The sequence below is a fragment of the Dethiosulfatibacter aminovorans DSM 17477 genome (assembly GCF_900142005.1).
Lineage (GTDB): Bacteria > Bacillota > Clostridia > Tissierellales > Dethiosulfatibacteraceae > Dethiosulfatibacter > Dethiosulfatibacter aminovorans.
The window spans coordinates 1-11843 of the sequence record NZ_FQZL01000050.1 but is presented as its reverse complement, the minus strand read 5'-3'; the positions used below and the strand labels follow the sequence as shown (position 1 = coordinate 11843).

Below are 11843 nucleotides of genomic sequence, written 5' to 3'. Positions count from 1 at the left end.
AGGTCTCCCGTGAAGTGAAGGTTGATGTCCTCCATTGGTACAACCTGAGCGTATCCGCCTCCTGCTGCTCCTCCCTTTACTCCGAAGACAGGTCCAAGGGATGGCTCCCTCAGTGCCACTATGGTGTTCTTACCAAGTCTTGAAAGTGCGTCTGCAGTACCTATTGTAGTAGTTGTCTTTCCTTCTCCTGCCGGAGTAGGGTTGATTGCAGTTACAAGGATCATCTTCGCTTCCTTGCTTTCCGACTTCTTAAGTACGTTGTAGTCCACCTTTGCCTTGAATCTTCCGTAAAGGTCGATATCCTCTTCCGTGAATCCCACCTTTTGTGCTATCTCTCTTATATCCTGCATTTTTGCTTCCTGTGCTATTTCTATATCACTCTTGAATGACATTTCTTACCTCCATTTTTGATTTTTCATATGTTCCAATGCTCTTCAGCAATATCGCCGTGAACATTGAAAATAACCTCAGCATATGTTTCAATTCCGCTTTTCTTTCTTTATTAATTAAATAAAAGCATTACTCATTGTTTCCTCCTTATGAGCAATGCTTCCACTTATACAATCAGTTTGTTAATTGCAACAGCGGAAGCGATAAAACAACGCGGGTCTTCCCTTCGTTCAAAGGCAACCTCCCATCCTTTGACACTTGACGCATTTTACCTACTCTGTTTATATTTTGTTTATGTCCCTGTAATTATTTTTTGACTAAGCGGAAGGGGAAGCTCCCCTTCCACCGGTCAGTCAATATAATTAGTTAGGAGCTAATCATCTAAAGTTTTATCATGCTGTCTTTTCTATATTCGTCAAAGAGTTTCTCAAAATCTTCAAGACTGTCCTGGATATGGTATACATGCTTGTCTTCAGGGAATTTTGATTCCTTGACGTCAGTCACATATTCCTTCATTGCATTAATTATTACTTCTGCGACATTGGCATATTTCTTAACGAATTTTGGTGTGAATGCCTGGAACATTCCCAGCATGTCTCCACATATTATCAGCTGTCCGTCGCATGGCTCTCCAGCTCCGATTGAGTAAACAGGGATATCAAGAAGTTCAGTGATGAATGCTGTCAACTCCGGTGGCATAGCCTCAAGAAGAATCATTCTTGCTCCAGCTTCCTGTACTGCCAATGCATCTTCGATCATCGCCTTTGCTCCGGGAATCTTTCTTCCTTGAGCCTTGAATCCGCCAAGTGCTCCCGAGCTTTGAGGTGTAAGACCAATGTGTCCGCAAACAACAATTCCCGCATCTGTGATTGCTCTGATTCTGCTTGCTATTCTTACTCCACCTTCAAGTTTGATTGCATCCATGTCAGCTTCCTTCAGGAACCTAACAGCGTTTCTTACAGCATCTTCATCAGATGTCTGGTATGCTCCAAAAGGCATGTCTCCAACTATCATTGTGTTTGGTGCGCCTCTTCTAACTGACTGGCAGTGTGAAATACAATCATCCATGGTTACGGGAACCGTACCGTTGTAGCCCATTACTACCATTCCAAGTGAATCGCCAACCAGAATCATGTCCATTCCTGCCTGCTCTGCAAATGACGCCATGGGGTAGTCATATGCTGTAATCCAGCTTAGTTTCTCTCCCTGCTCTTTCATTTTGTAAAGATCCAAAATACTTTTTCTTCTTGCCATTTTCATAACCTCCAATTTACGTTCCATATTGTTGTACGTCGTTTTGTATTATCGTACATTAAGAATAACACATGAAATAAAATAATGCAAGAGTTTTTGGAATTTTTTTCTTCAAGTTTTTGAAAACCTTTTCTTCGATATGAAAAACAGGAAGAAAATCCATTGACTCATGGACTTTCTTCCCGTTTTTCATTTCTTTTATGGCAACTGCCGCCAATTATTCATTTTATTGATCAAGCAAACTTTCCTTTTCATTATATATCATTCAATATCCTGCAAGCCTTAACAACATGCTTGGCAAGCACCGATGTTGTAACGGAGCCCACTCCGGCTGGAACAGGTGTTATCATTGACGCCTTTTCAATACATTTGTCAAAATCAACATCTCCGCACATATTGTTGTCCTCGTCCATGTTGATTCCTACATCCAGTACTACCGCTCCCTCCTTGACATATGTGTCATCAACGAGTTTAGCCTTCCCGACTGCAGCTACAAGCACATCTGCCGTCCTGCACATCCCTGGAAGATCCTGCGTTCTTGAATGGCATATAGTCACTGTTGCATGTTCCTTGAGCAGGAGCATCGATACAGGCTTGCCCACCACAAGAGATCTTCCAATGACCACCGCGTGCTTTCCCTTTAGATCCACACCATAAAACTTCATTATCTCCATTACCGCAGTTGGTGTTGCAGGAGGAAATCCTGTTTCATCTCCTTCTGTCACCTTTGCTACATTCACAGGAGAAAAGCAATCAACATCCTTTTCCGGCGATATTACATATTTGATTATATCCTCATCAAGATGTTCAGGCATAGGCCTGAACACCAGTATCCCATGGACGTTTTCATCGTCGTTCACTTTTTTCAGTTCCTTTATAAACTCATCCTGTGAAATATCCACAGGAAGCGCTATCACTTCCTTATCTATTCCACATTTTTCCATTCTCTTGATGGCGCCTCTTTCATAGGCAAGATCGCTGGGATCTGCCCCAACCCTTACTATTGCAAGCTTTGGACTGATACCCCTTGATTTTATTTCTTCCACTTCTCTTATTACCGATTCAGTTATTGCATCGGCAACAGGTTTACCTTTTATTATTTCTCCCATCTTGTCTCCTATTCATATTCAATTTTTTCACAAGAAAGCAGCTACGCTGCGTTAACCGTGTCACGCTTCATATGGCCAAAGCGGTTATTAAGAGGTCGTAGAAATTTTCTTCAACGCATAACACCAACGCTTCAAGGAGTTGTGCATATTTGAATTTCTTTGACTATAAAAAATAGAGCCTAAGGCTCTACGATTAATATTATATTGAAAAATCAACAAAATTTAAAGAATTAATTTCTTTTTTGTAAAAGAAAAAAGTCTATGCAACCATAGACTTTTCTCCCGTCTTATTCTTTTGGGAATCATATATTTTAATCGCTCCATTTATAGAGAGAATGGAAACAAAAGCTATTGCGCCAAGTTTTCCTCCTAGGCCAATAAATATGTTCTGTGTATATATAAAAAACATGGCCGCCATGGCTCCGGACAGAATTACATGGCTTAAGCTGTTAAGCCTGTCTCTAGATGACATTCCTATGAATGACCCGCAAAACAATACTATTGCCAATAATTCCCCTGATTGTCCGTATACCATTGGCAACAACAGGCCTCCAATCAATCCGGTAACTGCCGATGACTCCACTGCACTTAGTCTTGATCTATGGTGTATGATATATGCTGCTACCGCACCTATGATGATATAAAGCGCTATTAAACTGTTAATCGACTCTGTCGGGAAAGGTTCCACTACATATGCCTTTCCTGTAATGATCGAGTATGCCATTGTACCGCCAAAGGCTATGACACCCAGTTTCCCTCCGAATCCCGAAAACACACTGCCTGCTATCAGGAATATAATACCTGATATTATAGCTGAAAAAAGCAAACTTTGATAATCTCCATACATGACAACGCTTGACATCCCTACAAAAGATCCGCAGTATATCGGTATTTCATACTTCTTTGAAGCCATAGCTCCTACCAGACCTACTACACTTGAGGCAACAACCGGACCAAGATTAAGTTCATTACTCATAAAGAAAGTGATGATTGCCCCTGCTAAAACGGCTGTTACTACTGAATAGTAGCTTCTTTCATATACTATGTCATTTATCTTGTCTTTTTCCAGTATTAAGTTTTTTCTGCATTCATGAATAACTTCATAAACCAAAAACAGTAACGCAATGGTTTTTAAAATTGAAGCACCCCAGTGTTCCCAGCGAAAAGCCATGGCTGTACTGAACAATGCCAGCTTTACAGCTAAGGCTGAAAAAATGCCAAAGCTAATTATTGAAACCTTATAATTCAAACTATTATCTCCTAACCCATTATTTCAATTACTTTACTATATACTTCGTCTGCAATTTTTGATCCCTTGTCAACCATTGCTTCCGTCTTTTCCCTTACTTCACTTGTATATTCTTCATCCTTGATGGAATTCACATTTATTACTACATTGAGCTGCGCACTGTATAAAGCAGCCTTCAGGCACTGAACTCCCACTCCCACATCGCTGATTATAAGCTTTGAAGATATATCAACAAGCTCTTCATGCAGAAGTATTGACTCGTAGATGCATTCAACCATCTTAACAGGTGCGGAGCATGCAACCTTAAGGGCCTCCTGAAGCACCTTCTCCTTCTCCGCTTTTTCTTCATCGGTCGTTGCCTTTATTCCATAAGCCTTTGACAGCGGAAGGAAGTTTTCAGCATCCCTGTCTATAAGCTCAATCAACTCATCCTTAAGTGCGTATCCTCTGTCGAGTATGTCTCTGTGCTTTTCTTCAACATCCTTGAATTTCTTTTTTCCTATTGAAAAGTTTGCCACCATGCTGTTCAGTGCAACTCCAAGTGCTCCCACAAGGGCTGCCGCACCGCCGCCTCCCGGTACTGCTTCCTTTGATGCCAACAGGTCTGCAAACTCCCTGCACGTTCTATCAGTTAATTTCATATTCTCCTCCTGTTAAAATATTAACATTAGATTTAAAAAATAAAAAAGACTTTCGTCTCAATCATCCTGTCAAAAATACAAAAAGTCCGTCCCTCTTGTATTTTTGTCAAGAATACAACCTGTCGGGCTGACCTTCAGCCCGACATATTGTATCTAAGATTTATTTAATCAATTAATTGGTGCCATATTAGAATAATCCTGAGATCACTCCGTTTTCGTCAACGTCGATTTTCTCTGCCGACGGTACCTTTGGAAGTCCAGGCATCTTCATGATATCTCCTGTGGACACTACTATGAAGCCTGCTCCTGCAGATATTGTAATGTCGCTTGCAGTAATTTTAAATCCTGTCGGTCTTCCAAGCTTCTTGGGATCGTCAGTAAGGGAATACTGGGTCTTCGCCATGCAAATTGGAAGGTTGCCGAATCCAAGCTTCTCAAGGTTTGCTATCTCCTTTTCAACCTTTCCAGTATAATCCACTCCGTCTGCTCCATAGATCTTTGTCGCTATTGCTTCAATCTTTTCCTTGATGCTCATGCTGTCTTCGTAAGTATATTTGAACTCCGTCTCATTTTCGTCGATAAGTCTGATTACTTCCCTGGCCAAGTCTTCTCCACCTTCGCCGCCTTTTGCCCATACATCTGAAAGTGCCACATTTACTCCAAGCTCCTTGCATTTTTCTTCAACAAGGGCAAGTTCAGCCTCGGTGTCAAATGGGAATTTGTTGATTGCCACCACTGCAGGAAGTCCGAATACCTGCGTTATATTTTCAACATGCTTGAGAAGGTTTGGAAGTCCGGCTTCAAGGGCTTCAAGATTCTCATTGTTGAGGTCTGCCTTCGCTACTCCTCCGTTGTGCTTAAGGGCTCTTACAGTTGCTACTATGATTACAGCATCGGGCTTGAATCCTGCCTGTCTGCACTTGATGTCGAGGAATTTCTCCGCTCCAAGGTCTGCTCCGAATCCTGCTTCCGTAACTACGTAGTCTGCAAAGTGTCTTGCCATCTTCGTAGCCATTAGTGAGTTGCATCCGTGTGCTATGTTTGCGAATGGTCCACCGTGGATGAAGGCTGGTGTTCCTTCAAGCGTCTGTACAAGGTTCGGCTTCAAGGCGTCCTTCAGAAGTGCTGCCATGGCTCCCTGTGCGTTTATCTGTCCTGCAGTCACAGGCTCTCCCTTTCTGTTGTATGCCACGATTATCTTGGCAAGCTTGTCCTTAAGGTCAACTATGTCAGATGAAAGACAGAATGCAGCCATTACCTCGCTGGCAACGGTGATGTCGAATCCATCTTCCCTTGGTACTCCGTTTCCTTTTCCACCAAGTCCGTTTGTGATTTTCCTGAGCTGTCTGTCGTTCATGTCTACAGCCCTTCTCCAGACGATTCTTCTTACGTCTACGTCAAGTGCATTTCCCTGATGGATGTGGTTGTCAAGCATTGCTGCCAAAAGGTTGTTTGCAGCGCCTATTGCATGAAGGTCTCCCGTGAAGTGAAGGTTGATGTCCTCCATTGGAACAACCTGTGCGTATCCGCCGCCTGCTGCTCCTCCCTTCACTCCGAAGACAGGTCCCAGTGATGGTTCCCTGAGTGCCACTATTGTATTCTTTCCAAGTCTTGAAAGTGCGTCTGCAGTACCTATTGTAGTAGTTGTCTTTCCTTCTCCTGCAGGAGTAGGGTTGATTGCAGTTACAAGGATCATCTTCGCTTCCTTGCTTTCCGACTTCTTAAGTACGTTGTAGTCCACCTTTGCCTTGTATTTTCCATAAAGGTCGATATCGTCTTCAGTAAATCCCAGCTTCTTCGCTATCTCCCTTATATCCTGCATTTTTGCTTCTTGTGCAATTTCAATATCACTCTTGAATGACATTTCTTACCTCCACTTTTGATTTTTCATATGATGCAACACTCTTCAGGAGTATTGCCGTGAACATTGAGAACAACGGTATCAGTACGTAGTTTGAAAATATCCTGCCCGGCAGGAATACCAAAAATCCTTTTCCAAACAGTACCGACAGAAAATATGTATTGAGTATCATGGATGTTACAAGCTGTGTTACGCTTACTGTAAAGAGTATCTTGTCCATCCTTATTCCTTCTACATTTGCGCTTGTCTTTATTGGTATGTAGATAAAAGCTGCTGTAAGTACCGCGAAAAGCACTGGGAATATCCAGCTAATCTGTTCTCCATTGTACAGTATCGCTCCTTCAGCAAAAGTTACAACTCCTCTCGATATGAAGACCCCTGCGAACCCAGCTGCTATAAGCACTATGAATACAGTGTTAAGAATATTGTAATTCATGTCCTTCTTCATATACTTATAGATAAGTCCCGGTATGAATCCCACCAATGCACTTGACAGTGTGAATCCAGGGAAAAATGCTCCTCCGGGCTTCACAACGAAGCAAATCAGATCCGACAGCGCTCCTGTTAAAAGTCCTGCCAGCGGTCCACAAATTATTCCGCTCAGCATTATCGGCACCGATGTAAAGTTTATCCTCAATGCAGGAAGTCCCGCAAGAGGTACATATACTTCAAGTACCAGCTTAAGCACCACGCTCAGGGCTATCATCAGCCCAACCTTTACCATTGTGTTCGTTTTCATTCTGCTTTTTTTGTCTTTCCTCATAAAAGCATTACTCATTTTGTTTCCTCCTTTTTGAGCAATGCTTCCACCAATACAATTAAATTGCAACAGCGGAAGCGATAAAACAACGCGGGTCTCCCCTTCGTTCAAAGGCAACATCCCATCCTTTGACACTTGACGCATTTCATCTACTCTGTTTATATTTTTCATCCGCTTATTCCTTAAGAAAAAATAACCGAGATGATTTACACCTCGATTATACCATATACCATACTATTAAACGTCGAAAAATTTATTAATTTTTGATTATTCTCGTCCTTTACAGGCTATCACCCAATATTTTCTTCACTTGCTCAACGTCCTTGTCCCCACGGCCTGAAAGGTTAACGACAATTATCTTGTCACCGTCTAATTCCTTGGCTATTTTCATTACATGTGCAACAGCATGGGAACTTTCCAGTGCGGGTATGATTCCCTCAACTCTTGAAAGCTCAACAAATGCATCAAGGGCTTCCTTGTCTGTAACGGATGTGTATTCTCCTCTTCCCGTCTCGTAATAGTATGAGTGCTCCGGCCCTACTCCAGGATAGTCAAGACCTGCAGCTATGGAATAAACCGGCAGCGGTTCTCCCTGCTCGTCCTGAAGCGTCATGCACTTGAATCCGTGGATAACGCCAGGCGACCCCAGACTTATTGATGCGGCATGATCGAGAGTATCAAGACCTCTACCGGCAGGCTCCACTCCTACTATCTTGACATCTTTATCCTCAACAAAAGGATGAAAAAGTCCTATTGCATTGGATCCTCCTCCTACACATGCAACAACATAATCGGGAAGTCTTCCTTCCTGCTCCAATATCTGCTCCCTTGCCTCTATTCCTATAATACTCTGGAACTCTCTTACCATTATTGGATATGGATGAGGACCGACTGCGGATCCGAGGAGATAGTAAGTGTTTTCTGCATTTTCCACAAAGTCCATCAGCGCCGCATCTACTGCATCCTTGAGCGTTCTTGTTCCGAAGGTTACAGGCACCACCTCTGCTCCCAGAAGCTTCATCCTGAATACATTAAGAGCCTGTCTCTCCGTATCTATCTCTCCCATATATATAATGCATTCCATACCGAACATTGCGCATACGGTTGCAGTTGCAACACCGTGCTGTCCTGCTCCGGTCTCGGCTATTATTCTTTTCTTTCCCATTCTCTTGGCCAACAGAACCTGTCCTATGGTGTTGTTAATCTTGTGGGCTCCGGTATGGTTCAGGTCTTCCCTCTTTAGATATATCTTTGCTCCGCCAATCTTGTTGGTCAGCTTCTCTGCAAAATACAGAGGATTTGGCCTTCCGGTATATTGCCTGTGGTAGTACATGAGCTCTTCCTTGAACTCCGGATCGTCAATATACTTGTAAAAGTTCTCTGCAACCTCTTCCAATACTGCATTAAGCTGTTCCGGCACGAACATGCCTCCGAATTGTCCAAAATACTCTTTTCTTTCCATTTTCTTCCTCCAGATATTTAAATTATTTTAAAAGCGGAGAGCGAGGGCCTTAACATCAAAAAACCCTCTATCCATATGGATAGAGGGCGTGTTATCGCGGTGCCACCTCTTTCAATCTTATAAAAGATTATCTCTTTCAGATACGGGAACTTGTTCCGATATCCTATCTCTGTAACGGGAGAATCCCGGGTCATCCTACTAGTCTTCAAATGCCGCTCATAAGTCCATTCAACTGTTATCCAACTGCCGGATTCACACCTCCGCCGGCTCTCTTTGAGTGTTCAAACAGCCTACTACTCTTACTCAACGCTTTGTTGTTAATTCAGATTATACCCGAATATACGGGTATATGTCAAGGTGTGATTTTCGTTATTCTCAAGAAATGATTGTCTTTTTATTTATTAAATGTAAATTTTTAGTTACTAAAGGAAAGCAATATTCCCAACGAATGAAGCCTTGATAAAAGCCCTTTATTTATGTCAAGCGGATATACAGATATAGACTCTGAGACCAAATAAAAAGCGAGCTGTCCATTTTAACGTATAACTAGCCTAACCAAATACCATTTACTTTCATGGTGCTCTGATTTTACAAAGATTATGTTACAATCTCAAAGATCATTATGTCATCCGTTGACATTCGAGTCTTTCTTTTTCTATTTGTTTTGCTCACTCACCTTAATATCATACTTTTTCATTTTCTTGTACAGGTTCTGTCTGGATATGCCAAGTGTCTTTGCAGCAGCAGTCATATTTCCACCAGAATTCTCAAGATCGAAAATTATCCTGTTCTTCTCAATAGTCTCCAGCTCATGCTTGAGGCTGTCCTGTACAAGTTCAATCTCATTTTTTGACCCTTTTGATGCGGTTGTGGTTTTAAGGAAATAGGCAGGAAGATGTTCAGCATTTATTTCACTGCTGTATCTTGCCATAACGACAGCACTTTCAATTACATGCTCCAATTGCCTTACATTGCCTTCCCAGTCATTATTCATAAAAAGTTGATACACTATCTTGTTCACAGGTTTCACTCCAATGCCAAGCTTCCTTGATTTCATTTTTATAAAATACTCAGCCAAGGGTCCAATATCATCAATTCTTTCACGTAGTGGAGGCACTTTTATGAATACTACTCCAAGTCTATACAAAAGGTCGTTCCTTACTTTCCCTTTATCAACTTCATCAAAGGGATTCATGTTCATAGCACTGATTATTCTGGAATCAATCTTTACTTCTTCCGTGCCTCCAATCCTTCTTACAGTTCCTTCCTGAATAACCCTCAACAGCTTTGCCTGGAGATTCATCGGCATGGAATTGATTTCATCTAAAAATATGGTTCCTCCCGAGGCAATCTCAAAAAGTCCTTTTTTGTTTTCAGCTCCTGAAAAAACTCCCTTCACCGAACCAAAAAAAATGCTTTCCATCAAATTTTCAGGTACTGCTGAACAGTTTACGGCTATAAACTTTCCTTTTCTCCTTGAACTTTCATAATGTATGCTCTGGGCTATGATTTCCTTTCCGGAGCCGGTTTCTCCATGAATTATTATATTTGAATCTGTCATGGCAACCTTTTTAGCATCTTCAACAAGCTTTTGCATCACTTCGCTCCTGCCTATCAGATTGTCAAACGTATATTTGCCACCGGAACTTCTCATATATGAATCATGTCCACTTCTTGCATCGACAATCTCAGACACATCCAATATAAAAAGTAAATACTTTTCATCTGAAAATAATATTGGTACCTTGTTTATCTCGAATCTGCCACCTTCATATTCGAAGGTTCCCAAACCCTCCTTCAGTTTGGATATGTTTTCGGAAATCATATAAGCGATTTCCATATAGTTGTCAAATTCCTTGTTTTTCCAAAAAATTCTTCCATCCAGTTCCGTTAGCAGAAGACCTCTATTAAAACTATTGAAAAAATCCCTATTCTGCCTGAGTATCGCCTTAATGTCCATAACTTCACCTACAATGAATTTATATATTCTTCTTCATTAAATTCGGCCTTTCGATTTGGACAATCCTGCTTTCTGCAAAGAATGCAGTTATGGAATTCATCTTCACTTAAAAACATGAAACCGGAAACACTTCTTACAGGATTTATCATACCGGATGAAAGAACGCTAATTCCAAGTTCTAAAGGTTTCCCACCTAAAAGTTCAAATACCTTGTTCACTTCCACAGTGCTCCAACCCTGAATTGAACCCGGATTTATATGTGATATTCCATGAACATTGTAATCATCCTTGATCTTGTCCCTCATTTTTTCTCTTATTTGAGTCAACGCAAGGTATTCAACCTTTTCAGATACATACTTGTCAAAAACATCCTCCAAGGTTTTAGTATGCTCCGTCACCTCGAGTCCACAAGTTGCAAAATAAGGAAAAACCATATCACAGTCCTTGAGCTTATTAGCCAATATCCTGCTCTTAAATTCTATTCCGCCAAGTTTTACATAGTCTTCACCCGTTTCTTCTATTGCACACTCGGAAAAAATATACTTGGCCTTTACGTGCCTGGAGGCCTCCCTTGCAACCTTCATAACATTTTCAATCATATTATCATTTCTAAGCTTTAAGACTTTAACAAGCATATCTTCATCAAGATTGAACCGCCAATTATCATTGATTATTATATCCATATTTTACTCCTTTCCATTCATTATTTATATCAATCTCTTTTTCTACACATAATAATATTATACCTAAAATCCTAATCATTTCAATGGTTATACGATTTCCAGCTCTAGTTAGATTAAAACAGCCCAATGTTCATTTTGGGCTATTTATTGCTTTTTTCTTAAATTCACTAATAGTTATTTATGCTTCTCCACAACATCAAGAAGTTCCGGAAAGTCCATGCCTATCGCCTTTAGCTTCTCCGGAGTGGGCACTCCGTTCTCTGTCCAGCCACGTCTTTTGTAGACTGCATCAGTAAGCTTCTCGTACTGGTCTTCCCTGTATGCCCTCATTGCCGCTATCTTTTCTTCAACTGTCTTTCCTGTTGGGTCGTATCCCACCGTCTCCTTCAGCTGCTTGTCGTATCTTTCAGCCCTTGATTCGTATTCCTCGGGGGTTACAGGTCCCATGGTCCTGTAAGGGGTTTTGTCGTTTAT

The 11843-nt window shown here is 41.4% G+C and carries 11 protein-coding genes, 2 riboswitches and 1 other annotated feature; all 11 genes read right to left on the bottom strand.

Annotation, left to right across the window (positions count from 1 at the left end):
* The coding region (locus BUB05_RS17725; protein ID WP_139258076.1) for a formate--tetrahydrofolate ligase at positions 1-392 on the bottom strand (392 nt) is incomplete at its 3' end.
* Between the two features lie 188 nt (positions 393-580).
* Positions 581-672, bottom strand: a riboswitch (THF riboswitch).
* Positions 673-771: 99 nt separating this feature from the next.
* Entirely contained in the window at positions 772-1644 is an 873-nt protein-coding gene (panB, locus tag BUB05_RS17720) for a 3-methyl-2-oxobutanoate hydroxymethyltransferase (protein WP_073051045.1), read from the bottom strand.
* Positions 1645-1898: 254 nt separating this feature from the next.
* Positions 1899-2753 carry a bifunctional 5,10-methylenetetrahydrofolate dehydrogenase/5,10-methenyltetrahydrofolate cyclohydrolase gene (locus BUB05_RS17715; RefSeq protein WP_073051043.1) on the bottom strand — a complete coding sequence of 285 codons (855 nt, stop codon included), beginning with the start codon at positions 2751-2753 and terminating at the stop codon, positions 1899-1901.
* Positions 2754-3012: 259 nt separating this feature from the next.
* Entirely contained in the window at positions 3013-4002 is a 990-nt protein-coding gene (locus BUB05_RS17710) for a hypothetical protein (RefSeq protein ID WP_073051041.1), read from the bottom strand.
* An 11-nt stretch (positions 4003-4013) separates the two neighbouring features.
* Positions 4014-4643, bottom strand: coding sequence for a cyclodeaminase/cyclohydrolase family protein (locus BUB05_RS17705; protein ID WP_073051039.1), 630 nt, complete (start codon positions 4641-4643; stop codon positions 4014-4016).
* 187 nt (positions 4644-4830) lie between these two features.
* Positions 4831-6507 (bottom strand): formate--tetrahydrofolate ligase, encoded by a 1677-nt coding sequence (locus BUB05_RS17700; protein WP_073051037.1) that lies wholly within the window; start codon positions 6505-6507, stop codon positions 4831-4833.
* Entirely contained in the window at positions 6491-7282 is a 792-nt protein-coding gene (locus BUB05_RS17695) for a folate family ECF transporter S component (RefSeq protein WP_175548595.1), read from the bottom strand. Before BUB05_RS17695 ends, BUB05_RS17700 begins: the two co-directional genes overlap by 17 nt.
* Positions 7283-7331: 49 nt before the next feature.
* Positions 7332-7423: riboswitch (THF riboswitch) on the bottom strand.
* Positions 7424-7544: 121 nt separating this feature from the next.
* Complete coding sequence (trpB, locus tag BUB05_RS17690) at positions 7545-8726, bottom strand: tryptophan synthase subunit beta (protein ID WP_073051035.1); 1182 nt, start codon at positions 8724-8726, stop codon at positions 7545-7547.
* Positions 8727-8805: 79 nt separating this feature from the next.
* Positions 8806-9042, bottom strand: a binding site (T-box leader).
* Positions 9043-9381: 339 nt separating this feature from the next.
* Positions 9382-10686, bottom strand: coding sequence for a sigma-54 interaction domain-containing protein (locus tag BUB05_RS17685; protein WP_094763065.1), 1305 nt, complete (start codon positions 10684-10686; stop codon positions 9382-9384).
* An 8-nt stretch (positions 10687-10694) separates the two neighbouring features.
* The gene (locus BUB05_RS17680) at positions 10695-11369 is read right to left on the bottom strand and encodes a hypothetical protein (RefSeq protein ID WP_073051033.1); all 675 of its coding nucleotides are present in this window, start codon (positions 11367-11369) and stop codon (positions 10695-10697) included.
* Between the two features lie 174 nt (positions 11370-11543).
* The coding region (locus BUB05_RS17675; RefSeq protein WP_217683727.1) for an aldehyde ferredoxin oxidoreductase C-terminal domain-containing protein at positions 11544-11843 on the bottom strand (300 nt) is incomplete at its 5' end.

Coding starts and splice junctions, on each gene's coding strand:
- BUB05_RS17700 (WP_073051037.1), bottom strand. CDS start 6,507: ATGTCATTCAAGAGTGATATTGAAATTGCACAAGAAGCAAAAATGCAG.
- trpB (WP_073051035.1), bottom strand. CDS start 8,726: ATGGAAAGAAAAGAGTATTTTGGACAATTCGGAGGCATGTTCGTGCCG.
- BUB05_RS17705 (WP_073051039.1), bottom strand. CDS start 4,643: ATGAAATTAACTGATAGAACGTGCAGGGAGTTTGCAGACCTGTTGGCA.
- BUB05_RS17680 (WP_073051033.1), bottom strand. CDS start 11,369: ATGGATATAATAATCAATGATAATTGGCGGTTCAATCTTGATGAAGAT.
- panB (WP_073051045.1), bottom strand. CDS start 1,644: ATGGCAAGAAGAAAAAGTATTTTGGATCTTTACAAAATGAAAGAGCAG.
- BUB05_RS17715 (WP_073051043.1), bottom strand. CDS start 2,753: ATGGGAGAAATAATAAAAGGTAAACCTGTTGCCGATGCAATAACTGAA.
- BUB05_RS17685 (WP_094763065.1), bottom strand. CDS start 10,686: ATGGACATTAAGGCGATACTCAGGCAGAATAGGGATTTTTTCAATAGT.
- BUB05_RS17695 (WP_175548595.1), bottom strand. CDS start 7,282: ATGAGTAATGCTTTTATGAGGAAAGACAAAAAAAGCAGAATGAAAACG.